26 protein-coding genes are annotated in these 26,149 nt (G+C 75.5%); 6 read left to right on the top strand and 20 right to left on the bottom strand.

All coding sequences use genetic code 11. From position 1 onward, the window contains the following. Positions 1-120 precede the first annotated feature (120 nt). A complete protein-coding gene (locus PHK61_RS30050; RefSeq protein WP_274284708.1) occupies positions 121-960 on the top strand; it encodes a DUF2470 domain-containing protein in 840 nt (279 codons plus the stop codon). Here PHK61_RS30050 and PHK61_RS30045 read toward each other — a convergent pair. The 3 genes from PHK61_RS30045 to PHK61_RS30035 are packed head-to-tail and all read right to left on the bottom strand — an operon-like array spanning position 932 to position 2,960. Then, complete coding sequence (locus tag PHK61_RS30045; protein ID WP_274284707.1) at positions 932-1,270, bottom strand: DUF3817 domain-containing protein; 339 nt, start codon at positions 1,268-1,270, stop codon at positions 932-934. The two genes, PHK61_RS30050 and PHK61_RS30045, sit on opposite strands and share 29 nt — an antisense overlap. Next, entirely contained in the window at positions 1,267-1,704 is a 438-nt protein-coding gene (locus PHK61_RS30040) for a hypothetical protein (protein WP_274284706.1), read from the bottom strand. Before PHK61_RS30040 ends, PHK61_RS30045 begins: the two co-directional genes overlap by 4 nt. Positions 1,705-1,733: 29 nt before the next feature. Then, positions 1,734-2,960: an FAD-dependent monooxygenase gene (locus tag PHK61_RS30035; RefSeq protein WP_274284705.1), complete on the bottom strand. Its 1,227-nt coding sequence runs from the start codon at positions 2,958-2,960 to the stop codon at positions 1,734-1,736. A 45-nt stretch (positions 2,961-3,005) separates the two neighbouring features. Here PHK61_RS30035 and PHK61_RS30030 point away from each other — a divergent pair, with 45 nt between their 5' ends. Further along, the gene (locus tag PHK61_RS30030) at positions 3,006-3,821 is read left to right on the top strand and encodes a CPBP family intramembrane glutamic endopeptidase (RefSeq protein ID WP_274284704.1); all 816 of its coding nucleotides are present in this window, start codon (positions 3,006-3,008) and stop codon (positions 3,819-3,821) included. On the opposite strand, the gene PHK61_RS30025 is transcribed toward PHK61_RS30030, so the two are convergent. Beyond that, a complete protein-coding gene (locus PHK61_RS30025; protein ID WP_274284703.1) occupies positions 3,818-4,729 on the bottom strand; it encodes an SDR family NAD(P)-dependent oxidoreductase in 912 nt (303 codons plus the stop codon). The genes PHK61_RS30030 and PHK61_RS30025 overlap by 4 nt on opposite strands. 96 nt (positions 4,730-4,825) lie before the next feature. Between PHK61_RS30025 and PHK61_RS30020 the strand changes: the two genes are divergently transcribed. Both PHK61_RS30020 and PHK61_RS30015 read left to right on the top strand, forming a co-directional pair. Continuing rightward, positions 4,826-6,013, top strand: a complete 1,188-nt coding sequence (locus PHK61_RS30020; RefSeq protein WP_274284702.1) for an arginine deiminase — start codon at positions 4,826-4,828, stop codon at positions 6,011-6,013. A 117-nt stretch (positions 6,014-6,130) separates the two neighbouring features. Continuing rightward, complete coding sequence (locus PHK61_RS30015; protein WP_420791458.1) at positions 6,131-7,141, top strand: Rieske (2Fe-2S) protein; 1,011 nt, start codon at positions 6,131-6,133, stop codon at positions 7,139-7,141. 197 nt (positions 7,142-7,338) lie between these two features. On the opposite strand, the gene PHK61_RS30010 is transcribed toward PHK61_RS30015, so the two are convergent. Continuing rightward, the gene (locus tag PHK61_RS30010) at positions 7,339-8,070 is read right to left on the bottom strand and encodes a class I SAM-dependent methyltransferase (protein WP_420791460.1); all 732 of its coding nucleotides are present in this window, start codon (positions 8,068-8,070) and stop codon (positions 7,339-7,341) included. A gap of 496 nt (positions 8,071-8,566) precedes the next feature. Here PHK61_RS30010 and PHK61_RS30005 point away from each other — a divergent pair, with 496 nt between their 5' ends. Then, complete coding sequence (locus PHK61_RS30005) at positions 8,567-9,937, top strand: ferredoxin reductase family protein (RefSeq protein ID WP_274284701.1); 1,371 nt, start codon at positions 8,567-8,569, stop codon at positions 9,935-9,937. A gap of 18 nt (positions 9,938-9,955) precedes the next feature. After that, positions 9,956-10,513 carry a ferritin gene (locus PHK61_RS30000; RefSeq protein WP_274284700.1) on the top strand — a complete coding sequence of 186 codons (558 nt, stop codon included), beginning with the start codon at positions 9,956-9,958 and terminating at the stop codon, positions 10,511-10,513. Here the strand turns inward: PHK61_RS30000 and PHK61_RS29995 are convergent. The 15 genes from PHK61_RS29995 to PHK61_RS29925 all read right to left on the bottom strand — a co-directional run bounded on the left by PHK61_RS29995 (position 10,439) and on the right by PHK61_RS29925 (position 26,095). Then, on the bottom strand, positions 10,439-11,560 hold the full coding sequence (locus PHK61_RS29995) for a DUF4328 domain-containing protein (protein ID WP_274284699.1): 1,122 nt from the start codon (positions 11,558-11,560) through the stop codon (positions 10,439-10,441). The genes PHK61_RS30000 and PHK61_RS29995 overlap by 75 nt on opposite strands. A 13-nt stretch (positions 11,561-11,573) precedes the next feature. Further along, positions 11,574-11,912, bottom strand: coding sequence for a rhodanese-like domain-containing protein (locus PHK61_RS29990; RefSeq protein WP_274284698.1), 339 nt, complete (start codon positions 11,910-11,912; stop codon positions 11,574-11,576). A 110-nt stretch (positions 11,913-12,022) separates the two neighbouring features. Next, positions 12,023-13,624 carry a solute symporter family protein gene (locus PHK61_RS29985; protein WP_274284697.1) on the bottom strand — a complete coding sequence of 534 codons (1,602 nt, stop codon included), beginning with the start codon at positions 13,622-13,624 and terminating at the stop codon, positions 12,023-12,025. Next, positions 13,621-13,980 carry a DUF485 domain-containing protein gene (locus PHK61_RS29980; protein WP_274284696.1) on the bottom strand — a complete coding sequence of 120 codons (360 nt, stop codon included), beginning with the start codon at positions 13,978-13,980 and terminating at the stop codon, positions 13,621-13,623. The genes PHK61_RS29985 and PHK61_RS29980 overlap by 4 nt, the downstream gene beginning before the upstream one ends. Before the next feature lie 229 nt (positions 13,981-14,209). Further along, positions 14,210-15,949, bottom strand: a complete 1,740-nt coding sequence (locus PHK61_RS29975) for a sodium/solute symporter (RefSeq protein ID WP_274284695.1) — start codon at positions 15,947-15,949, stop codon at positions 14,210-14,212. Positions 15,950-15,955: 6 nt separating this feature from the next. Beyond that, positions 15,956-17,125, bottom strand: coding sequence for a DUF485 domain-containing protein (locus PHK61_RS29970; protein WP_274284694.1), 1,170 nt, complete (start codon positions 17,123-17,125; stop codon positions 15,956-15,958). Then, on the bottom strand, positions 17,122-17,979 hold the full coding sequence (locus tag PHK61_RS29965; RefSeq protein ID WP_133826645.1) for a LytR/AlgR family response regulator transcription factor: 858 nt from the start codon (positions 17,977-17,979) through the stop codon (positions 17,122-17,124). The genes PHK61_RS29970 and PHK61_RS29965 overlap by 4 nt, the downstream gene beginning before the upstream one ends. Positions 17,980-18,179: 200 nt before the next feature. Beyond that, positions 18,180-18,533, bottom strand: a complete 354-nt coding sequence (locus PHK61_RS29960; protein WP_274284693.1) for a WXG100 family type VII secretion target — start codon at positions 18,531-18,533, stop codon at positions 18,180-18,182. Continuing rightward, positions 18,530-19,279, bottom strand: coding sequence for an ESX secretion-associated protein EspG (locus PHK61_RS29955; RefSeq protein ID WP_274284692.1), 750 nt, complete (start codon positions 19,277-19,279; stop codon positions 18,530-18,532). The genes PHK61_RS29960 and PHK61_RS29955 overlap by 4 nt, the downstream gene beginning before the upstream one ends. Next, positions 19,276-20,775, bottom strand: a complete 1,500-nt coding sequence (locus tag PHK61_RS29950; protein ID WP_274284691.1) for a hypothetical protein — start codon at positions 20,773-20,775, stop codon at positions 19,276-19,278. The genes PHK61_RS29955 and PHK61_RS29950 overlap by 4 nt, the downstream gene beginning before the upstream one ends. A gap of 107 nt (positions 20,776-20,882) precedes the next feature. After that, positions 20,883-21,767 carry a S49 family peptidase gene (locus tag PHK61_RS29945; RefSeq protein WP_274284690.1) on the bottom strand — a complete coding sequence of 295 codons (885 nt, stop codon included), beginning with the start codon at positions 21,765-21,767 and terminating at the stop codon, positions 20,883-20,885. Between the two features lie 123 nt (positions 21,768-21,890). Beyond that, positions 21,891-23,093: a histidine kinase gene (locus PHK61_RS29940; protein ID WP_274284689.1), complete on the bottom strand. Its 1,203-nt coding sequence runs from the start codon at positions 23,091-23,093 to the stop codon at positions 21,891-21,893. Between the two features lie 5 nt (positions 23,094-23,098). After that, positions 23,099-23,992 carry an Fpg/Nei family DNA glycosylase gene (locus PHK61_RS29935; protein WP_274284688.1) on the bottom strand — a complete coding sequence of 298 codons (894 nt, stop codon included), beginning with the start codon at positions 23,990-23,992 and terminating at the stop codon, positions 23,099-23,101. Beyond that, positions 23,993-24,448, bottom strand: coding sequence for a hypothetical protein (locus tag PHK61_RS29930; RefSeq protein WP_274284687.1), 456 nt, complete (start codon positions 24,446-24,448; stop codon positions 23,993-23,995). Between the two features lie 9 nt (positions 24,449-24,457). Beyond that, on the bottom strand, positions 24,458-26,095 hold the full coding sequence (locus tag PHK61_RS29925; protein ID WP_274284686.1) for a class I adenylate-forming enzyme family protein: 1,638 nt from the start codon (positions 26,093-26,095) through the stop codon (positions 24,458-24,460). Positions 26,096-26,149 lie beyond the last annotated feature (54 nt).

The raw sequence follows: 26,149 nt of genomic DNA, 5'->3' as shown, positions 1-26,149 counted from the left end.
GCGGGCGGCCCGCCCGGCCCCGCCCACCGGTCCGTGGATCCACGACGCCCCGCGAGGGTCTCGCGTCCGGCGGCAAAGTTTGATTAGGCTCCCCTTAGGTCGCCGCACCGAGGGAGTCCGATGGCCAGGAGCCGACCGCCCGCGCCGCCCGTTCCGCCGCCTGCCGAGCGCGCGCGGACCCTCGCCGGGCGCGCCCGGAACGCCGCGGTGATCGGCGAGGGGGTGGGCGGCTCCTCGGACGACGACGGCGAGCTGCGCGCCGCGCCGACGCTGCACCACGTGCCGTCGACGGGCGCCGCGACGCTGCAGTTCCCGGAGGACCACCCGTTGGTGCGGCGGGTGCGCGAGCGCGGCGAGGCGCTCCTGCCCGTGATGCTCGAGCTGGCCGACGTCGCGCCGGTCACCGTGCGCCGCCCGGTGCGCGGGCTGCTCTGGGTCAGCGGGCGGCTGCGCGTGCTGCCGATGCGGGTGGCCCGGCGCGCCGCGCTGCGGATCGCGGCCGAGCTGCCCGACGAGCGCCTGCTCGACGTCGGCCACGGCGAGACGCTGCTGCGCCTGGAGCCGGCGATGGTCGTGCTCTCCGACGCGGAGGGCACCGGGGCGCTCGCGCCGACCGCGATGGCCGCCGCGCCGCCCGACCCCGTCGCGGCCACCGGCGACCCGTGGCTCGCCCACCTCGCCGCCGCGCACGCGGGCACGCTCTCGGCACTCGTCCCGCGGCTGCCCGTGCGCCTGCGCCGTCCCGGGCACCGGCTCGCGCCGCTGGGCGTCGACCGGTTCGGCCTGCGGCTGCGCGTCGAGACCGACGACGCCGAGGCCACCGACCACGACGTGCGCCTGCCGTTCGCGGCGCCGCTGTCGTGCCCCGGTCAGCTCGGCGAGGCCGTCCGGGCCCTCATCGGGTGCGCCGACGAGGTGCCGGGCCTGCGTCCTACCTCGCGTCCCGCAGCGGGCGCGTGATCTTCCGCTCGGCGACGAACGACACGAACGGGATCGTCCCCGCCAGCGCCACCAGCACGGCCTTCCCGACCGCCCAGCGGTCGCGGTAGGCGAGGTCCGCGGTGAGCAGCAGGTAGCCCATGTAGAGGAAGCCGTGGATCGGGCCGACGATGGCGACCACGGTGCCGTCCCCGCCCAGGTACTTCAGCGGCATCCCGACCAGCACGAGCACGAGCAGGCCGACGCCGACCACCCACGCGCCGACCCGGTAGCGCTTGAGCGCCGCGATGACCTCCGGTGTGGGCGGTGCCTCGGGGGGGCTCGTCGTCACGGCCGATCGGTCTCCTCGTTCGGGGTGGTCGTGGCCGTCTCGGCCGCGCCCAGCTCGGCGTACATCGCGTTCCAGCGCGCCCGCTCGGGCGACGGCACGTCGTCCATGGCCCCGGCCCGGACCCCGGCCGGGCGCGGCCCGAACGGCGAGTCGGCGGGAGCGGCCCGCAGGGGGGTGACCTCGGCCTTCTGCCGGCGCTCGGCCTGTACCTCGTCGAGCGCCTTCGCCTCGGCGCGCAGCATGCGCCACCACAGGGCGGCGAAGAACAGCCCGAACAGCGGCCACTGGAACGCGTAGCCCGCGTTCAGCAGCGATCCGCCGGGCGACTCGGCGCGCACGACCTGCCACCAGGCCATCCCGCCGCACACGGCGACGGCCGCTAGCGCGAACAGCGTCCACCCGATCCAGCGGGGGGTGACGAGCAGGCGCAGCACGTCCCCGAGGTTACCGACGCCGGTGGTGGTCAGGCCGTCAACCGGTAGTCGGGCAGCTGCACGGCCTCCGCCCGCGGGCTCGAGAGCTTCTCGAGCACGCCGCCGAACACCGACGACAGCGAGCCGGCGAGGCCGAGCACCCGGCGCTGCACCGCCAGGCCGGCCGCCGACCGCGGGTTCATCGCGCGCAGGGCGGCCGGCTTCACGTCCTGGGACCGGGCGACGAAGGGTCGCATCCGCTCCTCGTAGCGCGCGAGCGCCGTGGCGGTGTCGGCGGTGTCGGAGGTGTCGGCGGTGTCGCTGCCCGCGCCGAGCTCGCCGGCCAGGACGTAGGCCCCGACCAGTGCCAGCGTCGTGCCCGTGCCGAACGGGCCGGTGGCCCAGGCGGCGTCGCCGAGCAGCACGGTGCGCCCGGTGCTCCAGCGCGGCAGGCGGATCTGGGCGACGGCATCGAAGTACAGCGACGCTCCCTCGTCCGCGTCGAGCGCCGCCAGCACCCGCGGGGCCTGCCAGCCGACGTCGGCGTAGGTGCGGCGCAGCACGGTCACCTGGGCGTCGCGGTCGAGCTCGCCGAGCCCGCGGACGTCCGAGAGGAAGGCGAGCATCGCCCGGGTGGTGCCGCGGTTGTCGGGGCGCAGGCTGGTGCTGCGCGAGCCCGGGGCGCTGTGCCAGCGCCACCAGCGGTCGTCGTCGTTGGTGCGCGGGATCGTCAGGTAGGCGACCTGGAGGCCGAGCTCGGTGACCTCGGCGTCGGGCAGCACCAGGTCGCGGGTGCGCGAGCGCGTGCCCTCAGCGACGACGACGAGGTCGGCGTCGATCTCCTCGCCCCCGGCGAGCCGGGCCGTGACGCCGTCGCCGTGGTCGGTCAGCTCGCGGATCTGCTCGTCGAAGCGGTACTCGGTGGTGTCGCGGGTGCGCTCGTGGATCAGGCGCGAGAGCTCGCCGCGCAGGATCTCCATCTCCGCGGTCCCGCCGGCCGAGTCGCCCCGGCCCGCCGGGAACTCGGCGACCGCGGCGCCGTCGTCGTCGACGAAGCGCAGGCCGACCTCGCCGGTCCCGGCCGCCGGCGCGGCGTCCTCGAGGTCCATCCGCCGCAGCACCTCGCGCCCGGCGCCACGGACGTCGATGTTCTGGCCCTCGTCGCGCAGCCGCGGTGCCCGCTCGACCACGGTGGTCCGCCAGCCCCGCGCAGCCAGCTGGTGCGCGAGCGCGGGACCGGCGATGCTGGCCCCGGAGATGAGGGCGTGGCGGGTCATGACCATGGAGTACCCGCGCCGGAAACACCCCCTACCGTGGCCCGCGTGACGGCCGGGGACGTGTGGCGCGACTGGGTCCGCCCGGCCCGGCCGGACGGCGCCCCCCTCGGCGGGCGCGACCGGCGCCTGCTGCGCACCGAACTGGTCGTCGTCTTCGCCGTCACGCTCGGGCTCTCGGGCGTGCGCAGCCTGATCTCGCTGCTCGACGCCCTGGCCTCACCGGTCCCCCTGGACCAGCGCACGACCGCCATCGACCAGGCGCTGGCCCGCAACCCGTGGGCCGACCTCGCCGCCCAGCTCGCAGGGTCGTTCGCCCTGGTCGCGTGGGGCGCGCTCGGGCTCTACCTGCTGGTCCGCGCCGGGTCGGGCCCGCGCGACATCGGGCTCGACGGGCGCCACCCGGGCCGCGACGCCCTCGGCGCGCTCGGCCTCACCGCGCTCATCGGCATCCCGGGCCTCGGGCTCTACCTCGCCGCCCGCGCCCTCGGCCTGAACACCACCGTGATCCCGTCGATGCTCGACGACCACTGGTGGACCGTGCCCGTGCTGATCGTCTCCGCGTGCGCCAACGCCTGGGCCGAGGAGGTCCTGGTCGTCGGCTACCTGCTGCACGGCCTGCGCCGCCTCGGGGTCTCCGAGAACCGGGCGCTCGCGATCTCGGCGGTCCTGCGCGGCTCGTACCACCTCTACCAGGGCTTCGGGGGCGGGCTCGGCAACCTGCTGATGGGGCTGGTGTTCGGGCGGGTGTGGCAGCGCACCGGCAGGCTCTGGCCCCTGGTCGGGGCGCACGCCCTGCTCGACGTCATCGCGTTCGTCGGCTCGGCGCTCCTGCGCGGGGCGCTGCCCTTCCTGCCCGCCTAGCTGATGATCTTGTGGCGCGAGCGCGCCATCATGTTCTCCGGCGCCGGGTCGATACCGGCGGCGTCGAACAGCTCGGCCATGCGCTCGGGGATGGCCTCGGGGTCCCAGCGGTGGCCGTCGCCGCGGATCTCCGCGACCGAGGTGAACGGCTGGTAGAGCTCGATCGAGTCGCCCTGGACGCCGAAGACCTTGCCGCTGATGTGCGCGCTGGCGTCCGACGCGAGGTACGCGACGAACGGGGCGACGTTCTCGGGGTCGAAGAAGTCGAACTCGCCGCGCTCGAGCATCGCCTGCCGGTCCTCACGGACGTCCGGCGGCAGCAGCGACTCGGTCATGCGGGTCAGCGCCGAAGGCGCGATGGCGTTCGAGGTGACGTGGTAGCGGGCCATCTCCATCGCCGTGATCGTCGAGAACGCCGCGATGCCGGCCTTGGCCGCACCGTAGTTCGACTGGCCGAAGTTGCCGAGGATGCCCGAGGTCGACGCGGTGTGGACGAGGTGCCCGGGGCGCTGGGTCTCGCGCCAGTATCGGCACGCCGCGCGGGTCGGGGCGAAGTGCCCGCGCAGGTGGACGCGGATGACGTCGTCCCACTCCGCGTCCGACATCTTCACCAGCGTGCGGTCGCGCAGGATGCCGGCGTTGTTGACGACGGCGTCGAGCCCGCCGAAGTTCTCCACCGCCGCGGTCACCAACGCGTCGGCGACGTCGGCGTCGGCGACGTCACCCGGCACCGCCACCGCGCGCCCACCGGCGGCGACGATCTCCTTGGCGACCTCGTCGCCCGCCTCGCCGTCGAACTCGGCGACGACGACGGCTCCGCCCTGCCGCGCGCACTCCAGCGCTTCACCGCGACCGATGCCGCGACCGGCACCGGTGACCACGACCACCTTGTCATCGAGGAGTCCCATGGCGCGCACAGTAGAGCGGTCCCCCTAGGGTCGCCGACCGTGGAGACGGATGCGCCACACACCGGGTCGAGCTCCGCTGCCCTGCGTCTCCCCCACGTGGACTCCGAGGTCGGCGTCTTGCGGACCGTCGTGCTGCACCGCCCGGGCCCGGAACTGGAGCGGCTGACCCCGCGCAACGCCGACCGGCTGCTCTTCGACGGCATCCCCTGGGTCGAGCGGGCCCAGCTCGAGCACGACGCCTTCGCCGAGCTGCTGCGCACCGAGGGCGTGCGGGTCCTGCTGCTGGGCGACGTGCTGCGCGAGTCGCTCGCCGCGGCGCCCGCCGCACGGGAGACCGGCATCGCCGACGCGGTGGACGAGCGCGTCCTGGGCCGCGAGCTGGCCGGGGCGGTGCGCGCCGAGCTGGCCGCGCTCGACGACGACGCGCTGGCCGACGCCCTGGTCGGTGGGCGGACCTTCGCCGAACTCGCGGTGACCGGCCACTCGCTGGTGCGCGCGATGGCGGGCGCGCACGACTTCGCCGTCGACCCGCTGCCCAACCTCATGTTCACGCGCGACTCGTCGGTCCGCGTGGGCCCGCGCGTCGTGGCGTCGTCGATGGGGATGCCGGCCCGGCGGCGGGAGGCCCCGCTCGTCGCGCTCGCCCAGCGCCACCACCCCGAGCTGGGCGTCGTGGCCCCGACCGCGCCGCGCGACCCGTCGGCGGTCGAGGGCGGCGACGTGCTGCTGCTGGCACCCGGCGTGCTCGCGATCGGGGTGGGCGAGCGCACGAGCCCCGCGGGCGCCGAGTCGTTCGCGCGGGCGATGTTCGCCGACGGGCTGGCGCACACCGTGCTCGCGGTCCCGATCGCCCAGCGCCGCGCGACCATGCACCTCGACACCGTGGCCACCATGGTCGACGTCGACACCATGGTCATCTACCCGGGCGTGCTCGAGGGGCTCGAGGCGTGGACCGTGCGACCCGACGGGCCCGAGCACCTGCACATCACCGGGCCCGAGCCGTTCCGCCCCGCGGCGGCGCGGGCGATGGGCATCGACGTGCTGCGCGCCGTCGACACCGGGCTCGAGTCGGTGGCCGCCGAGCGCGAGCAGTGGGACGACGGCAACAACACCCTGGCCCTCGCGCCCGGGCGGGTCGTCGCCTACGAGCGCAACACGACGACGAACGCCCGGCTGGCGGCGGCCGGGATCGAGGTCCTGGAGATCGCGGGGTTCGAGCTCGGATCGGGGCGCGGTGGCCCGCGGTGCCTGTCGTGCCCGTGGGAGCGGGGCCCGCTCGGGTGACACACCGTCGGTCACGCGGCAGCTCCACCTGCTCGTTCGGCGCAGCCACGGGTGCATCCGGCCACAGACGGCTGCCCGTCACTGCGCTGCGACAGCACCCGGCCTAGCGTCCGGTCCGTGCTCAGGAAGGCGGAACGGCGCGCGCCGGTCACCCCGCTGCGGCGGCTCTCCGGCGGGGAGTGGGCGGCGATGGAGCCCACGTGGCGCGAGGCGAAGGTCGGCGTCATCGACGCGGCGCTCTCGCGGGCGACCGCGCGCCCCTCGGGCAACTGGTACGTGGCCGGCGCGAGCCGCGACGTCCGCGCCGGCACCCCGTTCGGCACGACCGTCGCGGGCGTGGAGCTGGTGCTGTGGCGCTCGCCCTCCGGGGAGCTGCACGCCGGGCCGGGCGCGTGCCCGCACCTGGGCGCGGACATGGCGACGGCCGCGCAGCAGGGCTGCGAGCTGATCTGCCGGTGGCACGGCCTGTCGCTCGGCCCGGCGGGCCGCGCCGGCTGGCGCACCCTGCCCACCCACGACGACGGCGCCCTGGCCTGGGTGCGCCTCGACGCGGTCGGCGGCGAGGAACCCACCGAGGCGCCGATCCTGCCCGCGCGCCCGCCGCTGGACGAGAGCCTGGTCGCCGTCGCGTCGATGGTCGGCACGTGCGAGCCCGCCGACGTCATCGCCAACCGGCTGGACCCCTGGCACGGAGCGTGGTTCCACCCGCACTCGTTCGCCGACCTGCGCGTGGAGAGCGCGCCCGCCCGGGACTGTGCGGAGGAGGAGGACCACTTCGACCTGCGCGTGGCGTTCCGCGTGTCGAAGAACTGGGGCGTGCCGGTGCGCGCCCGCTTCACGTGCCCGGAGCCGCGCACGATCGTCATGCACATCACCGAGGGCGAGGGCGAGGGCAGCGTCGTCGAGACCCACGCGACCCCGCTGGCCCCGCATCCCGACGGGCGCCCGCGCACCGCGGTCGTCGAGGCGACGATCGCCCACTCCCCCCGGCCCGGGTTCGCGACGGCCCGCCGCGCCGAACGCCTCGTGCGCCCGGCGATGGAATGGGCGGCGAAACGCCTGTGGACCGACGACATCGAGTACGCCGAACGCACCTACGCCGTCCGCGCCGCCCGCCGCCGCGGGTAGCGGCCCGGGTACGAGCGATGCGGCATCGCTGGCGTCTCAGGCCAGGATCGCCACATCCTCGCCGGCGCGACACGCCGAGGGCCGTCCGAGGCACGGAGTGCCTCAGCCCGGCGGCCAGGTGCGGCACGCGGCGCAGCGGAGCTGCCGCGCCGGAGGCCGGACACCGACGTTGGACGTCCGGACATCGGCCCGTTGCGTCAGCGCCGCCCGAGGACCGTGTGCACGATGCCGCGCTGCCAGCCGTCCACGGGCCGGGTGTGCACCTCGCGCAGACCCGCGTCGCGCAGCCGCTGCTCGAGGCGCGCGAGGCCGTCGAACGCGAGCACGCTGCGCCAGAGGTAGCGGTACAGCGACGCGTCACCCGTGACGCGTCGGCCGAGCGGGATGATCACGGCCCAGCAGACGGCGGTCCAGACCCGGCGGGCGTAGGCCGAGTCGGCGACCGAGTACTCGTGCACCGCGATCGGGGCGCCCGGCGCGAGGTGGTCGACGAGCACGGCGACACCGGCGTCGCGGTCGGGCAGGTTGCGCACGAGGTAGGCGGCGAGCAGGCCGTCGAACGGTCCCTCCCCGGCGAGCGCCGTGCCCAGGTCCTCGGCCCGCGCGTGCACGAAGCGCACGGTGTCGGGCCACTCCTTCTCGCGGGCGCGGGCGAGCATCTCCGCCGAGGCGTCGACGGCGACGATCCGGGCCTCCGGGTAGGTCTCGACCAGCGCTGCCGTCGAGAGCCCCGTGCCGCACCCGACGTCGAGCACCGTCGCGCCGGCGCCGCGGTCGGGCAGGTCGAGGCGACGGGCCGACAGGCGCAGGTGCTCGTGGTAGCCGGGGTTGGCGCCGACGAGCCGGTCGTAGGACGCGGCGTCCTGGTCGAACTGCGCCGACACCCCGGTGGCGGCGCTCTCCCGGTCGAAGGTCCCGCGGGGACGCAGGGATCGCCACGCCGGGGGCACCAGCGCCGCGATGCCCACCGCGAGCGCGATCGTCACGGGGCTGCGCAGACGGCTCCTGCCGGGTCGCGAGATCACGTCCGCATCCTGCCGGTTGGCCCGTTCGGCGGCGCGAGCTGGGGGCTTCCCGACGTCGGACGTCGGTGTTCGGCCTCCGGCGGGGCACCCGCGGCGGTGCGCACGTGGCTGCCAGGCTGACGGGTACCTGGGCCTCGCCCGGTCGGCGTGTCGCGCGAGCGAGGATGTGGCGATCCTGGCCCTATCGGCGTGCTGAACCGGATCGCCAGCAAGATGCCGCATCGCTCGCACCCCCCCGCGCGGAACCTGAGAGACGCGAGCCGCAGACGGAGCACAGGTTCGCCCGATCGGAGGTATCCGGGGCGTGTGGGCGCGCGGTGGGCGCCCGTCGTCGCGGCGCGGCTCACAGGTCTCTCAGACGCGCCGGGGCGCGGATCCACGCTGCCTACCGTTCCGCGCCGTGCCGGCAAAGCTGACTCGTGCGCTCTGGATCGCGGCGCTCGCCGCCCTCGTGGTGGTCCCGGTGGTCCTCATGGCCTCGCGGGCGGGCGGGACGTCGGTGGTCGGCATGCTCTCGGTCGGGCTCGGTCTGCTCGCCCTGAGCCTGCTCATCGTGGTCGTCGTCGTGCCCTCCCGCGTGCGCTCGCTGACCCGCGCCTTCGGTGTCGAGAAGGTCCTGGGCCTGCACCGCTGGCTCGGCACCCTCGCCATCGTGCTGGTCGTGCTGCACCTGAGCGTCGCGATCGCGAGCCACCCGCAGCTGCTCAACCCGTTCGAGGCGACCTCGGCGGCGAAGGCCGGCTGGACCTCGGTCGCGGCGCTGCTGCTGGTCGGGCTGGTCGCGGTCCGCGGCCGGCGCCCCGGGGCGCGCTACGAGATCTGGGCGCGCCTGCACGTCCTGCTCGCCGCCGCCGCGCTCGTCCTCGCCGGCCTGCACGTGTTCTGGCTCGGCAACCTCGTCACCGACCCCGTCATGCGCCTCGTGCTCTCCGCGCTGGCCCTGGCGCTGCTCGGCGTGCTCGCCCACCGCTGGGTGTGGCGGCCGCTGTTCTCCCGCCAGGGCGCCTACGTGGTCTACGGGGTGCGCCGCGAGAGCCCGACGGTCAGCACGCTGGTGCTCGCCCCCGTGCACCTGCGCCGCGGCGGCCTGCGCTTCGCGCCCGGCCAGTTCGTGTGGCTGCGCCTCAAGCGCGCGGTGGTGGGCACCGAGGAGCACCCCTTCACCATCGCCTCGAGCGCCCGCGTCACCGGCCGCCTCGAGCTCACCGTCCGCGACCAGGGCGACTTCTCCGGCCTGCTCTCGACGCTGCGCACCGGCAGCAAGGTGTGGCTCGACGGCCCGCACGGCTCGTTCACCGACGAGGCCGCCCCCGACGCGGCGGGCCTGGTGCTGCTCGCCGGCGGCGTCGGCATCACGCCGATGATGAGCATGCTGCGCACGCTCGCCGACAGCGGCGACACCCGCACCCACCGCCTGGTCCTCGCCGAGCGCGGCACCGAGCCGCTGTTCGCCGACGAGCTCACCGCCCTCGCGCGGCGCCTCGACCTGCGCGTCACCCGCACCGAGGGACGCCGCATCGACGCCGAGCTGCTCGCGGAGATCCTGCCCCCGGAGCCGGGCGCACACCGGGAGCTCGACTACTTCGTGTGCGGCTCCCCCTCGGTGCTCGCGGGCTCGCTGGCCGCGCTCGAGCAGCTCGGCGTGCCCGACGCGCGGATCCACACCGAGCAGTTCGGCTGGACGGGGGCGATCCCGGTCGCCGCCACCGAGGACGCCGTGCCCTCCCAGCGCCATGGCAGCCGTCACGGACGGCGATCGGCCCGGATGTGACCGCCTAGACTCGGACACATGTCCGCACCGGAGTCGAAGTTCCACGAGCTGCTGCGGGCACAGATCCGCAACGAATTCACCGCCTCGCAGCAGTACACCGCCGTCGCCGTGTACTGCGACGACCTCGACCTGCCCCAGCTCGCGGCGCACTTCTACGCGCAGGCGCTCGAGGAGCGCAACCACGCGATGGGCATCGTGCAGTTCCTGCTCGACAACGACCTGCCGGTGAGCATCCCGGGCATCGACGACGTCCGCGCCGAGTTCAGCTCGGTCGAGGAGGTCGTCGAGCTGGTGCTGAACCAGGAGCGCACGGTCACCGAGCAGATCGCCACGCTGGCCCGCACCGCGCGCGACGAGGGCGACTACCTGGGCGAGCAGTTCATGCAGTGGTACCTCAAGGAGCAGGTCGAGGAGGTCGCCTCCATGACCACACTCCTGCGCATCGTGCGCCGCGCCGGCGACAACCTCTTCCACGTCGAGGACTTCGTCGCCCGCGAGATGTCACCCGACCTCGGTGCCGACCCCACCGCTCCGCCCGCCGCCGGCGGCAACGCGATCCTCGGCAGCAGCGCCTGACGCCTCGACCCCGGAGTCGGCCCCGGACTCGGCCCCGGAGTCGGCCCCGGAGCCGGTCCCGGAGTCGGCCCCGGAGTCGGCTCCGGAGTCGGCACCCGCATCGGCCGGCGCCACCCCCACCACGGCCTCGCGCCCGGCGGGCCGCAGCTCGGGCGCGAGCAGCTCGGTGAGGTGGGCGACGACGCGGACGGTCGCCCACGCCGCGAGCGCCGCCGCGACGTCGGCGATCGCGTGCAGGAGCACCGAGTCGGCGAGCGCCTGGGTGCTCTCGCCGAGGCCCCGCAGCACCGCCGCCAGGCCGAGCACGACGCTCGCGTCCCACGCGACCCACCAGCGCAGCACCGGCACCGACGGCCACGGGCGCGCGTCCGCGGGCAGCGCCGAGGCGGTGTGCTCGAGCTCGGTGAGCGCGGCGCCGGGCACGGTGAGGTTCGGGCTGGGCAGGACGCTGCCGACGACGACCGCCCACATCCGCCGCGCCGGTCGCGTCCCGGAGTACGCCGCGGCGACCTCCCGGCCGAGGTGCAGCCAGCGCAGGAACAGCGCCCCGGTCGCCAGCGCCGCCACCGGCGCGAGCAGTCCGACCAGCGTGACGAGCGCGTCCGAGACGGCCAGCGGGCCCGACGACAGCGCCGCGCTGCGGCTGGCCACGAGCAGCCCGTAGCGCCACGCCTCGGCCAGCGCGCCCAGGCCCGCGAGCGCGAGCGTCACCGTCGCCACCCGCACGAGCAGCTCGGCGGTGCGGCGCAGCACCTCCTCGGGAGCCCGCGGCGGCGGGGCGGGCAGCGCCCCCTCGGGGCCCGGCTCCGGGGCGGGCATCCAGGTCCGCAGGCTCCAGCGGGGGGTCGCGGCGTAGCGCGGGGGCCCGGCGTAGGGACGGCGGGCGCGACGCGGCTCGCGCGGGCGCAGCGCGTCGGGCGGCAGCGCCACCCACCGCACGCCCGCGAGGACCCGGCCGCAGTGCACGCAGTAGCGCGTCGCCCCCGCGCGGGGCGCACCCGGCGAGTCCGGCGGCGGCTGGGGCCGCCCGCACCGCGGACAGATCACGGTCGACCCTTCCTCAGATCACCGCCGCCGGGCCGGCGCCCTCGGCGGTCATCGGCCGGCCCTCGGCCTCCCACGCCAGCATGCCGCCGGTGACGTTGACGACCTCGTGCCCGCGCTGCGCGAGGAACGCCGTCACCTGCGCCGACCGGCCCCCGACCTTGCACACGACGGCGAGCGGGCCTGCGGGGACCTCGTCGAGGCGGGCGGTGATCTGTGACATCGGCAGGTGCACCGCGCCCGGCGCGTGGCCCGCGGCCCACTCGTCGTCCTCGCGCACGTCGAGCAGCGTGGCGCCCGGCGGGATGTCGCCGGGGCCGACCGAGGGGAGTCCGGGGTGGCGCACGCCCTCCATCCCATCACGAGGGCCGTGAAGCACGCAGTGCAGCCCGACACCTCGCCCGGACGTGCCGGAGCCCGCCTCCCCCGACGGGACAGGCGGGCTCCGGGGCGTGCGGGAGCGACCTAGTGGTCGACGGCGCCGGAGGCGCCCGCGCCGGTCATCGACCGGACCTCCATCTCGGAGAACTTCGCCTCGTTCACCGGCTCGCGCGAGCCGATGTAGGTGCCGATCACGCCGAGCAGGAACGACAGCGGGATCGACACGATGCCCGGGTTCTGCAACGGGAAGATCGCGAAGTCGACGCTCTCGCCGAAGATCGAGGTCGGCCCGCCCGACACCACCGGCGAGAAGATGATCAGCAGGATGCAGATCGCCAGGCCGCCGTAGATGCTGAACAGGGCCCCGGTGGTGTTGAACCTCTTCCAGAACAGCGAGTACAGCAGGGTCGGCAGGTTCGCCGACGCGGCCACGGCGAACGCCAGGGCGACGAGGAAGGCGATGTTCTGGCCGTTGGCCAGGATGCCGCCGACGATGGCCACGATGCCGACCACCAGGGCTGTGCGGCGGGCCACCTTGACCTCCATGCCCGGCTCGGGGCTCCCCTCCTTGATCACGTTCGCGTAGATGTCGTGCGCGAACGAGGCCGCCGCGGTGATGGTCAGCCCGGCGACGACGGCGAGGATCGTCGCGAAGGCGATCGCGGCGATGATGCCGAGCAACAGGGTGCCGCCGATCTGGAAGGCCAGCAGCGGGGCCGCGTCGTTGACGTTGGCCGAGGAGAGCGTCCCCCGCGGGAGCAGGGCGGCCGCGCCGTACCCGATCACCAGGGTGAACAGGTAGAAGATGCCGATGATCCAGATGGCCCACTGCACCGAGCGCCGGGCCTCCTTGGCCGTGGGCACGGTGTAGAAGCGCATGAGGATGTGCGGCAGGCCCGCGGTGCCGAGCACGAGGGCGATCGCCAGCGACAGGAAGTCGATCTTCGTGGTGAGCGTCTTGCCGTACTGGTTGCCGGCGTCGAGCAGCTGCTTGCCGGTGTTCTCGACGGCGCTGCCGAGCAGGCCCGAGAGGTTGAAGCCGTAGAGGCCGAGCACCCAGACGGTCATGACCGCGGCGCCGACCACCAGCAGCGCAGCCTTGATGATCTGCACCCACGTGGTGCCGCGCATGCCGCCGTAGAGCACGTAGATGACCATCAGGATGCCGACCACGGCGATGACCAGCGACTGGCCGTCGAACGGGGTGCCGGGCGTGTTCTTGACGCCGAGCAACAGCGAGATGAGACCGCCGGCGCCGGCCATCTGGGCCAGCAGGTAGAAGAACGACACCAGCAGCGTCGACACCGCGGCCGCGGCCCGGATCGGGCGCTGGCGCATGCGGAAGCTCAGGACGTCGCCCATGGTGAAGCGGCCGACGTTGCGCAGCAGCTCGGCCACCAGCAGCAGGGCCGTCAGCCAGGCGACGAGGAAGCCGATCGAGTACAGGAAGCCGTCGTAGCCGTTGACCGCGATGGCGCCGGCGATCCCGAGGAACGAGGCCGCGGAGAGGTAGTCCCCGGAGATCGCGATGCCGTTCTGCGGCCCGGTGAACGAGCTGCCGGCGGCGTAGTAGTCCGACGCCGTGTTCGAGGCCTTGCTGACGCGGTAGACGATCAGCAGGGTCACCACGACGAAGAGCCCGAAGATCCCGATGTTGAGCGCCGGGCTCCCGATCTGCGTGTTCACAGCTTCTCCTCCACGCGCCGCTTGAGCGCCTCGGCGTCGTCGTCGAGGTTCTTGTTGGCGAAGCGGACATAGATCGTCGCGATGGTGAACGTGGACACGAACTGCAGCAGGCCCAGCAGCAGACCGACCGTGAAGTTGGTGCCGCCGATCCGGATGTCGACCAGGCCGTGGGCGAAGTCGGACAGCAGGACGTAGACCAGGAACCAGCCCAGGAAGATCGCGCTCATCGTGAAGATGAAGCCGCGCCAGCGGCGCCGCAGCGAGGCGAACTCCGGCGAGCGCTGGACCTCCTGGTAGGCGGATGGGGTGGCGTCGAGCGCGCTCGACCCACCTGGACTGTCGTCGGTGGCACTCACGAGATCTCCGCGTGGTCGTCCGTCGTCGTCACGATCGGGCCGAACCTTAAACCGCCGTGCGTCACGTCGATTAGCCCGTTTGAGTGACTACTCACAGCGATCTCACTCGGGTGCACGGATCGCGACATCCAGCCGATCCTCCGGTTCGTCCGAATCGTTCCCGCTCGTCACGCCGTGCGGTGTTCCTTCACACAGCGTCGGCGGGAGGTTACGGCACGGGACCGCCTGATCAGCCGGATGGACGCGCGCCACGCCGGGCGTCCCCGAGGCCGAGGCGCTCGGGAGCGTGCAACCGCAGCAGCGTGCGCCCGGTGTTGGCGGGCACGCGGTGCGGCGTCGCGCGGCTGACCAGCACCATCACGAGGAACGTCAGGGGCACGGTGACGATGGCCGGACGTGCGAGGAGCACGCCGGCCCACCCCGGCGGCGCCACCCCGGCGAGGGTCGACCCGACCGCCGCCACGGCCACCCCGCCACCGACGAGCATCCCGATGACGGCCCCCCGGTCGGTGAGTCCCTTCCACCAGATGCCGAGTACGAGCAGCGGGCAGAAGGTGGAGGCGGCGAGGGCGAACGCCAGGGACACGGTGAGGGAGAAGTCCAGCCGGGTGGCGCCCAGCGCGGCAACGATCGGGACCGCGCCGGCCACGTGGGCCGCGATCCGGAAGTCACCCAGACGGCGGGGCAGCAGGTCCGTGGAGAGCACACCGGCGACGGAGAGCAACAATCCGGACGAGGTGGACAGGAAGGCGGCGAACGCGCCGGCCGCGACGAGGGCCGCGAGCGCGATGCCGGCCCACCCCGGGAGCGCCGCCGTGGGCAGCAGGAGCACGGCCGCGTCGGTCTGTCCGGTGACCAGGAGCTGCGGCACGTAGAAGCGCGAGAGCACGCCGAGCACCACGGGCAGCAGGTAGAACCCGCCCAGCATCGCGAGCACGACCACCGTGGTCCGCCGGGCCGCTCGCCCGTCCGGGTTCGTGTAGAAGCGCACGAGCACGTGCGGCAGGCCCATCGTGCCCAGCAGCAGCGCAAGGATCAGGGAGTACGTCGCGAGCAGCGAGTGACCGTCCTCGCCGAACCCGGTCAGCGGCGCCGACCAGGACGCGCCGTCGGCGTCGGCGTCGGCCACGACGGGGACCGCGGACCCCGCCGGGAAGCGCAGCGACGTCCCGGCGTCGACGGTGTGCAGGCCGGGTGCCCACGACACCGGCCCGTTGACGGTCGCGCCGTCGACCTCGCCGCGCACCCCGATGTCGACCGGGGCGGAGACCCGCAGCGTCACCGGCGTGCTCACCTCGACCGTGGTGGCCTCGGTGAACGCCGGGGGCGGGGGCGCGTCGTCGCGCGGCGGGCCGAGGGTGAACACGGCGATGAGCACGAGGGCCGGCACGGCGAGCGCGGTGAGCTTGAGCCAGTACTGGAACGCCTGGACGAAGGTCATCGAGCGCATCCCGCCGAAGGTCACGCTCGCGGTGACCACCAGCCCGACCGCGACCACCCCGACCCAGGTCGGCGCGGTGGTGAGCACGGTGAGGGCCAGCCCGGCCGCCTGCAGCTGCGGCAGCAGGTAGAGCCAGCCGATGAGCACCACGAACCAGGTCGTGACCGTGCGCAGCAGCGACGAGTCGAGCCGCACCTCGGCGAAGTCGGGCACCGTGTACGCCCCGGATCGGCGCAGCGGGGCCGCCACGAAGAACAGCAGGGCGAGGTAGCCCGCGGTGAACCCGACGGGGTACCAGAGCCCGTCGACGCCGTCCTTGAGCACGATCCCGGCGACGCCGAGGAAGGAGGCCGCCGAGAGGTACTGCCCGGAGATGGCGGCGGCGTTGGCGCGGGTGCCGACGGTCCGCGACGCGGCGAGGAAGTCGTCGGTGGTGCGGGCGACGCGGACGCCGAGGGACCCGATGACGATCGTGACGACGCCGACCACCACGACGGCGACGAGGGCGACGATGCCCGCGAGGTCCACGGCGCCTCAGTCCTCGACGTTGTCGGCGAAGTCGAGCTCGTTGCGCTCGGCGGTCCGCACGTAGAGCCAGGCCAGGGCCAGCATGAACGGGTAGGGCGCGAGGCCGAGGATCAGCCACGGCACCGTCACGCCGGCGATCTCGAACGAGCCGAAGCGGGGGAACACGAGGAACAGCACCGGCAGCGCGCCGAGCACGAACACCGCGACCAGCCCCAGGCGCAGCCCGAGCGCGAGCTGCGCGCGCAGGAGGTTGCGCAGCAGCAGCTCGCCGGTCTCGGTCTGCTGCTCGATCTCGGCCACCGTGCGCACCGCGCGCGTCGGCACGCGGCGCTCGGCCAGCACGACCCGGACGCGGTCGGAGCCGCCGTCGTCGTCGGCCACCGGCGGCACGACCAGGCCCGGGCTGGTGTGCAGCAGGGTCCCCCCGGACGCCGCCGCGGCGATCGGGGTGTCGGCGGTGACCGCCACGGCGTCGGCGTCGCCCTCCGTCGCGGGGGCCTCGACCGCGGGGCCGTCGTCCTGCGCGGTGAGCGGCATCGGCCCGATGCCGCCCGGGCCGGTGACCGGCGTCGCCGCGAACTGCTCGGTCTCGGCGTCGGGCGCGGCGTGCCGGGGCCGGTAGCCCGAGGGCGGGGTGTGCACGGCGCCGGGGCGCTCGGGCCGGGCGTGCCGGCCGTGGCGCCGCGCCACGCCGGGCGGGGGCTGCCCCGGGGAGGGGAAGGTCGGGGGGACCGGGCGGCGCGGCGGGTCGGGGGCGCCGGCCGGGTGCGGGCCGGTCGCGACGCCGGGGGTCGGGTCCGTGGTCGCGTTCATGGGGCTGGGCGGGGTCGGCACCCCGGTGCCCACGCGCGGCGACCGGGACGGCCGCGACCGCGCGACGGTGCCGGTGTCGGGCCCCTGGCCCGGCCACCCGTCGGCCGCCGGCTCGCCCGTCGCCCCGTCGCGGACCCCGGCGTCGTCGTCCACCGTGGCGTCACGGGGCGGGTCGTCCGGAGGCTCCGTGCCGTCCCCACCGGCGCCCGTGGCGTCCTCGGTGTCGTCGTCGGGGCCGTCGGCGGGCGCCGCTCCCGGGGCCGGGACCGAGCGCAGGGGCGTGCCGTCGGCGGCGGCTCGCTCCGTCCCGGCGGCCGCCGGCGCGGGCGCCGAGGCCCGCGCCGGACCGCCGGGGGAGGTCATCGTCGGCCCCAGGCCTGCTTCGTCGAGCGGACGAGCCGGTCCTTGAGCTCGCGGGTGTGACGGCGGCTCACGGGCAGCTCGGCGACGTCGCCGCCGGTGCCGAGGCGCACGACGTATCCCGAGCCGGCCAGGCGCAGCTCGGTGATGAGCGGCAGCGCGACGAGGTAGGAGCGGTGGATCCGCACGAAGCCGGCGTCGGACCAGCGCTCCTCGAGCACCGAGAGCGGGATCCGGACGAGGTGGCTGCCCTCGGTGGTGTGCAGGCGCGCGTAGTCGCCCTGCGCCTCCACCCAGCGCACCGTCGAGCGCTGCACCAGCTTGGTGGTGCCGGCGAGCTCGACGGGGATCACCTCGTCGTCGCTCTCCTCGTCGGTGGCGGGCTCCACCGGCACGGTGGTGCCGCGCGAGGACAGGATCCGCGACAGCGACGCGTAGAGACGCTCCGGGCGCAGCGGCTTGAGCAGGTAGTCGACCGCGCCGACGTCGAACGCCTCGACCGCGCGGTCGTCGTGCGCGGTGACGAACACGACCGACGGCGGGATGACGTAGCGGGACAGCACGTTGGCGAGCTCCAGCCCGTCGAGACCCGGCATGCGGATGTCGAGGAAGAGCACGTCCACGTCGGACTGCTTGGCGGGGGCCGGCAGACCCGCCGGCGGGGTGCCGCCCGAGAAGCCGCCGAGATCGACCCGGTCGCCGCCGGTGAGGATCCGCAGGGCCGAGATCGAGTCGGAGGCCCGCAACACGGTGCCCACCCGTTGATCCTGCTCGAGCAGGTAGGCGAGCTCCATGAGCGCCGGTTCTTCGTCGTCGACGGCGAGGACCACCAGGCCGTCGTTCTCACTCGTGTTCACTGCCACGCCATCCTGCCCAGCCGAGGTTCCCGCGTCCACGATAGGACCCGATCGGCTCGCCACCCTGCCGTGGTCCGGCGCGTCGACCCAGCGAGCCGCGGCACGCCCGGGATGTTGCGCGTCCGGACCACCCGTTCGGGGGGTAGAGACTGGGCCGGTCGATCGACGGCTCGCGGACAGGTCCTTCGCCCAGGAGCTGGTCAGGTGGTGCCCGGATCGGTCCGGAAGGTGGCCGCCGCGTCGGCGTCGGCCTGCTCCCACGCGGTCGCGCTCTCGCGCACGGCTCGGCGCAGCTCGGCGAGCTCGGCGGCGAGGGTGCGGGCCGCGGGGACCGTGTCGGACGTCACCAGATCGCGGTACCAGGCGGCGATCGCCGCGTTGTCCTCGCCGGTGCCCACCGCGAGCGACTCGGCCGCGAGCCCGTCGAGCGCCGCCTGCGCCTCGGTGACGCCCTGCTCGAGCGCGTCGACCTTGCCGGCGAACGCCCGGGTCTCGTCCGGGCGCATGGCGGCCTCGCCGGCACCACCCTCACCGGCACCACCGGGCGCGGTCATGCGGTGCTCCTTCCGGACGGACGCGGCACGGCCCCGTCGGTCAGCACGGTACGGATGTCGGTCAGCAGTTGTCCGCCGGTTGCCGGAACCAGCAGGGGCGGACGGGGCGGCGGGGCCGGACGCAGCACGTGGCGTCCCCGGGGTCCGTCGAGCCAGCACAGCGGCGGGGCGACACGGCGGGGGACGCCGTCGCGGCGGTCGGCCACGCCGACCTGCGTGACGGCGGTGACCGACGCCAGCAGGTCCTCGGCGACGTCGCGGGCCCGCGCGGTCCGCGCGGTGGTCGGGAGGTCCGCGGGCAGGCCGTCCGCCGGCACGGGGACCGGCGGGCCGCTGCCGGGCGGCACCGGCGGGACCAGGCCGAACAGCGCCTCGGCGAGCCCGTCGGGCGCGCACGGCGCGACCCGCACCGGTGCCCGGGCGTGCTCGGGGGACTCGAGCAGCGCCGCGGTGTGCCCATCGGTGAGGGCCACGGCGGCGAGGGGTGCGGTCGCGTCCCGGCGGACGAGGTCGACGGCGAACACCCAGCCGGCCGCCGCCTGCCCGGCGTCGAGCAGCATCCGGGCCGGTCCGGGCTCGAGCAGACCGCGGGCGCGCAGCGCCTGCTCGGTGGTGGCGCGGTGGCGCCGCGCCTCGGCGTCGGTCTCGGCGGACCAGTGCACCGGGCGCAGCGGGTAGGGCCACCCGGCCCCGCACTGCTCGAGGACCCAGAGCAGCTCGTGGCGGTCGAGCACGACACCGCTCACCGGCCGTCCTGCTCCCCGATCACGGGCGGGGTGACGAGGCGCCGCTCGTCGGGGTCGTCGGCCGGGTCGCGCCACGGGTCGGCGTCGACGAGGTACTCGGGGTGGCGGATCCCGCCGGCGCTCCCCGGGCCGCCGGCCGCGCCCGCGGTCGGCGGGATCATCGGCACGTCCGAGCTCGTCGGCGGGCTCGTCGGGGGGCTCGCGGCGGCCGGGGTCGCCGGTGGGGCGGCGTCGGGGGTCGGGTGGGCCCCCGCGCCCACCGCCGGGCCGGCGAGCGAGGGACCCGTCGGCCGCGGCGCGTCGGGGCGGTCCGCCTCCGCCGGGCCCGGTGCCTCCGGCGCGGCGCCGGCGGACGGGCCGCGGGCGGCGGGGTCGCGGTGCCCGCGGTCCGCGCGGTCCTCGCGGTCCTCGCGCCGGCGGTCGGGGGGCGCGCCGCCCGCGAGGCGGTCGGCGGCCGTCGGGGCGACCGGGTGGGCGGGACCCCGCGGCGCCGGGGCGCTCCCCGGCGCGCCGGGACGGGGCATCGGGGCACCCGGGCGGGCTCCGCCGGGCCCGGCGCCCGTCCCGGGCCGGCCGGGCGCCCCGGGGCCGGGCACGCCGCCCGGCGGGGCTCCCGGCGTGCCCGGCGCGGGGGGCCCGCCGAGCAGCCGTGACACGAACCGGCCGACCGTGCCGGGACGGGCGGCGTCGGGCGGGAGGGCCCGCGGCGTGCCGGGACCGGGTCCGCCCCCCGGCGCCACGCCCGCGCGACGGGCCGGCGGGACCCCGCCGGCCGGCGCTCCGGGGGTGCCGGGCGGGGCCGCGGGCGCTGCGGCCCGCGCGAGGACCCCACCCCGACCCGGGGCCGCGCCCTCGCCGGTCGGGGGCACCGCGCCGGGCCCGGCCATCGCGCCCCGAGCCGCGCCGCCGACCTCGGGGGCGGCGCCGACGGACGTGCGCCCGGCGAGCCCGTCGACGGCGGACGGGGTGCCCCGGGCCGCCAGCCCGGTCTGCTGCAGGTAGGCGCGGTAGGCGCCCTGGGCGGCGCGCTCCTCGGCCTGCGCCGCCTGGAAGGTCCCGAACCCGTCGGCCGGCCCGCCGGCGGCCAGCGCGCCCGCGAGGCCGGGCGTCGCGGGCGAGCTGCCCAGGACGGGCAGGGCCGGCGCGCGCGGGGGCCCGACGAGCGACTGGACGCGCGCGAGGGCGTCGCGCACCCCCTGGAGGCTGCCGGCCTGCCCCGTGACGGCATCCCCGAGGCGGCTCATGCGCGCGACGAGCGTGCGCACGTGGGAGGCGGCGGCGTCGGCGTCACGGCCGCGCCAGGAGGCGCCCAGCTGGCCGTGGGCGCGCTCGAGGCGCTGGGCGGCGGCCCGGAGCTCCTCGCCCCGCGCGGCGTGGCGCAGGCGTGCCGAGTCGAGCGCGGCGGGGTCGGCGCCGTCGTGGATCCACCGGTGGATGAGCTCGTGGCTCAGGACCGAGGTGTCGCGTCCGCCCCACGGGACGCCGGGGACCGGCACGGTCCACCACCTCCCGCTTCCCCTCCTGCTGGCGGGCCGCTCCTCCGGCCCCGACCCGCCGAGCCTAGGTCCGACCGGGCGAGCGTGGGAGCGGAATCGGCGTTGCCTCAGAGCCCGAAGCGGCTCCACAGCGCGCGGTGCTCGATCCAGTCGAGGGTCGAGCCGACGGGGTCGGCCACCGCGCTCGGGGCGGTGAACGGCGCCGCCACGCTCCCGAGACCGAGGCGCGCGAGCAGCGGGCGGCGCGGCTCGACCGTCACGGGCTCGGCGTCGGGGAACCGGCGGGCGAGGACCTCGCGGGTGGTGCCGAGGTCGTCGACCAGGCCGCGCTCCTTGGCCTTGCGGCCGGTCCAGACCTCGCCGGTGAACAGGTCGTCGGTCTCCGCCAGGGCGGCGCCGCGCCGTGCCCGCACCCACTCGATGAACATCTCGTGCAGCTCGCCCTGCATGCCGAGCAGCCACTCGACGTCCTCGGCCTTCTCGGGCTGGAACGGGTCGAGGCGCGCCTTGTTCTGCCCGGCGGTGTGCAGCCGCCGCTCGATGCCGTAGCGCTCGATCAGGCCGGTGAGCCCGAAGCCGCCGGAGACGACGCCGATCGAGCCGACGAGCGAGGTCGGGTGCGCGTAGATCTCGTCGGCGGCGCAGGCCAGCCAGTAGCCGCCCGAGGCCGCGACGTCCTCGCAGAACGCCAGCACGGGGACCTCGTGCTCCTCGGCGAGCCCGCGGATGCGGTCGGCGACCAGCGCGGACTGCGTCGGCGACCCGCCCGGCGAGTTGATCACCAGGGCGACGCCCTCGACGCGGTCGGCGGTGAACGCGCGGCGCAGGGCGTCCTCGACGGCGGTGATGTTGATGACCGCCCGCGGCACCGGACCGGAGGTCGCCGCGATCACGCCCTGCAGGCGGACCACGCTGACCGTCCGGTGGCCCGTGGCGGCCGCGAGCGGACCGGGCAGGACCGAGGACAGGGCGGGGCCGAAACGCAAGCTCATGACCTCCACGCTAGCCGCCGCGCGGGTGATGCCGAGATCAACCGGGGGCCGGGGTGCGCAGCGAGGGCGTCCCTCGCTGCCTGACACGCAGCCGGGGAGTCCCTCGCTCCCCCGACGGGCGGGTCAGACGCGGACGCCGGCCCGGAACTTGGGGACGCGCAGGATGATCTTGGTGCCGGCGCCGCGCTCGGTCTCGACCACCAGGCCGTAGTCGGGGCCGAACGCCGAGCGCATGCGGTCGTCGACGTTGCCGAGGCCGACGTGCGCGCCCGAGAGGTGGGCGTCGCGGTTCTCCTCGGTGAGCGCCTTGGGGTCCATGCCCACGCCGTCGTCCTCGACGATGATCGTGCACTCGGCGCCCGAGTCCTCCGCGGTCAGCGACACGGTGCCCCCGCCCGGCTTGCCGGACAGGCCGTGACGCACGGCGTTCTCCACGAGCGGCTGCAGCGCCAGGAACGGCAGCACCACCGAGAGCACCTCGGGCGCGACCTGCACCTTCACGTGCAGCCGGTTGCCGAAACGGGCGTGCTCGAGGGCCAGGTAGCGGTCGATGTTCTTGAGCTCGTCGGCGAGCGTCGTGTACTCGCCGGCCTGCCGGAACGAGTAGCGCGTGAAGTCGGCGAACTCCATCAGCAGCTCGCGGGCCCGCTCCGGGTCGGTGCGGATGAACGAGGCGACCGTGTTGAGCGCGTTGTAGATGAAGTGCGGCGAGATCTGCGCGCGCAGCGCCCGGACCTCGGCGCGGTTGAGCCGGGCGCGCGACTCGTCGAGGTCGGCGAGCTCCAGCTGGCTGGAGACGTACCGGGCGACCTCGGCGGACGCGCGCAGCAGCACCGGGCCCGGGGTGTCGGCGCTGACCGCGGCCAGCGTGCCCGCGACGTTGCCGTCGACCTCGAGCGGCACGACGACGATGCCGCGCACCGGGCAGTCCTGCGAGCCGCACTCGATGTCCTTGCGGCTGGCGACCTGCTGGCGGCCCGTGCGCATGACCTTCTCGGCGTACTGGCGCACGTCCAGGCTGTGGTGCTCGGCCTCCCCGTCCCAGGCCAGCGGCACGCAGTCCGACCCGGTCATCGACAGGGCCTCCGTGTCGAGCAGCGTGCGCAGGTAGGGCACCGCGAACTGCGCCGAGCCCTCCGAGAGGCCCTCGCGCAGCGCGGGCGCCGCCAGCGACACCGTGTGCAGCGTGGAGAAGGTGGCCCGCTCGAGCGGGGACGCGAACTGGTTGCGGCGCTTGACCCGCCGGTACACCAGGACCGCGATCACCAGCGCCACCACCACGCCGAGCGCGGCGAGGAAGCGCGGATCGGTCAACCAGCTGGGCACGGCACCTATTTGACCAGACGCGACAGGCGGCGGTCCGCCAACGCGCGACCCTGCGTCTGGCAGGTGGGGCAGTACTGGAACGACCGTTCGGCGTACGACACCTCCCGGACGGTGTCGCCGCACACCGGGCACGGCAGCCCGGTGCGGGCGTGCACGCGCATGCCGGAGCGCTTCTCGCCCTTGAGACGGGCGGCGTCCTGGCCCACCGCGCGCTCCACGGCCTCGGTGAGCACGCCGACCATCGCGGTGTGCAGCCGGTCGACCGCCTCGGTGTCGAGCTTGCCGGCCGCGGCGAACGGCGAGAGCTTCGCGACGTGCAGGATCTCGTCGGAGTAGGCGTTGCCGATGCCGGCGATGACCTGCTGGTCGGCGAGCAGCGTCTTCAGCCGTTCGGTGCGGCCCGCGAGCAGCTCACCGAACTCCGCGCGCGAGATCGCCAGCGCGTCCGGGCCGAGCTTGGCGACGCCCGGGACCTGCTGCGGGTCGTCGACGAGGTACACCGCCAGGCGCTTCTGCGTGCCGGCCTCGGTGAGGTCGAACCCGGGCCCGCCGACCGTCTCGAGGTGCACCCGGAACTCCAGGGGCCCCTTGCCGGGCTTCGGCGGGGTGGCCGACGCCTGGTCGTGCCAGCGCAGCCAGCCGGCCCGCGACAGGTGCACCACGAGGTGCAGCGGAGTCGATGGTCCAGCTCCGCTCCGCTGCGTGTCCTCGAGCTCGACGTCCAGGAACTTCCCGTGCCGCGACGCCCCCGTGACCAGCCGCCCGACGAGGGCCGACACCGGCGGGTCGAAGGTCTTGAGCACCGTCATGCTCGCGACGTCGACGCGCGCGACGGGCCGGGCGAGCGCGTGCGTGCGCAGGTGCTCGGCGAGGGCCTCGACCTCGGGCAGCTCGGGCATCTAGCTCACCGGTTGCAGGGGACTGTCGGCGTAGGCGGGCGTCGCGCGGGTCTCCAGGCTGCGCACCGTCTGCATCATCTCCTCGCGGGCGGCCGCGGTGCCGCGCACCCAGCCCACCCAGCGCTCGGGGGCCGACCCGTCGGAGCCGCCCGGCGTCTCGGCGACCAGCGTGCGCGGGCGCCGCAGCACCCAGCGGCCCGGGAAGAAGCCGACGATCAGCAGCAGGATCAGCCAGACCCACAGCGGGACGACGACGCCCTGGCTGCCCGTGGCCCACCAGGCCAGGAGCGCGACCCAGAGCAGACCCATGATCGAGACGATGCCGATGGCCGCGAGCCGGCCACCCTGCATGTCGTGCTCGAAGTCCTCGCCCGTGGAGGGGTCGGTCCACTCGAGCTTCTGGCGCACCATCCACTGCCGTCCGTCGGCGGCGCGCACGATGCGGATCCGGGCCATGCGGACACTCTAGCCCTGCTCACGACGCCAGACGGGTTCCCCGAGCGCGCCGCCCAGCCCGTCGCGGAGCTCGCGCTTGAGCACCTTGCCCGCCGCCGAGACCGGCAGCGTGTCGACCAGGTGCACCGCCCGCAGGCGCTTGTACGGCGCCACCCGCTCGTCGAGGGCGGTCGCGATCCGGGCCCCGAGCTCGGCGCTGGGCTCCTGGCCCGGCGCGGGGACGACGACGGCCACCGGCTCCTCGCCGACCGCGACGTCGGGACGCCCGACGACCGCCGCCGCGGCGACCTCGGGCCGCGCGACCAGGAGCTCCTCGAGCTCGCGCGGGTACACGTTGTAGCCCTTGTAGAGCAGCATGTCCTTGGCGCGGTCGACGATCTCGAGCTGGCCGTCCTCGCCCAGCACCCCGATGTCGCCGGTGCGCAGCCACCCGTCGACGAGCGTCTCCGCGGTCGCCTCGGGCCGGTCGAGGTAGCCGGCCATCACCTGCGGGCCCCGCGCCCACACCTCGCCGGCCTCCCCCACGCCGGCCGGCTCGCCGGGGGTCGGGCCGACCACGATCGTGGTGTCGGGCACCGGGACGCCGACGGTGCCGATACGGCGGTGCGCCGAGCGGGCGGTCGCCCCCATCGTCAGGCCCATGGTCGCCTCGGTCATCCCGTAGCCCTCGACGATGACGGCCTCGGGCATGCGCTCGGCGATGCGCCGCGCCAGCGCGACCGGCATCGGCGCCGCACCCGAGGTCACGGTGCGCACCGAGGTGAGGTCGCGGCCCGCGGCCTCGGGGTGGGCGAGCAGGGCGTGGAACAGCGGCGGCGCGCCCGAGATCGTCGTCGCCCGGTGGGTCTCGACGTCGGCGAGCAGCCGGGCCGGGTCGAAGCGCTCGTGGACGATGCTCGTCGCCCCCGACACCACGGCGACCCCGATCCCGCCGATCGTCCCCATCGCGTGGAACCACGGGGCGACCGCGATGCCGGTGCCCTCACCGAGGCGGACCGGCCACTCCTCGGGCGGCCCGACCTGCTCGAGGCCGACGTCGCCGGCGAGCCCGAGCGCCGGGCGCGACCCGCTGCCGTGGCAGGCGTACTGGAGCACGTTGGTGACCACGTTCGCGTGGGTGAGCACCACGCCCTTCGGGCTGCCGGTGGTGCCGCCGGTGTAGGCGAGGTGGGCGCGGGCGACGCCGGGGTCGACGTCGACCACCGGAGCCTCGTCGGCCTCCCCGCCGTCGGCGACCGTGACGCCGTCGGTGGGCACCAGCGGCACCCCGGACCCGGTGTCCTGCATCCCGATCACCGCGACGGCCCGCGCGTCGGCGAGCTGGCCCGCGACACCCTCGGCGGGCAGCTGCGGGCTCACCGGGGTGAACGTGGCCCCGGCCAGCAGGATCCCGTAGTAGGCGACGGGGTAGGACAGCACGTTGGGCAGGTGCACGCCGACGACGTCGCCCGGCACGACGCCGCGGGCGTGCAGGTCGTGGGCGAGACCGCACGCGGCCCGCCAGAGCCCGGTGAACGACAGCGTCCGGCCGTGGTGGGAGAAGGCGACGCGGTCGCCGTAGCGGCGTGCGGCGCCGTCGAGCAGCGCCCCGACGGGCACCTCGGGGTAGGTCAGTCGCTCGGGCACCCACGTCCGCCAGTCGGTCATGCGCCGACTCTATTGGCAGTCGTTCAATTCCGGCGGAAGGATGCGCCCGTCAGC

It is taken from the genome of Actinomycetospora lutea, assembly GCF_028737205.1.
Classification (GTDB): Bacteria; Actinomycetota; Actinomycetes; order Mycobacteriales; family Pseudonocardiaceae; genus Actinomycetospora; species Actinomycetospora lutea.
The sequence above is the reverse complement of the archived record's forward strand: the minus strand, read 5'-3'. Positions and strand labels throughout refer to the sequence as shown.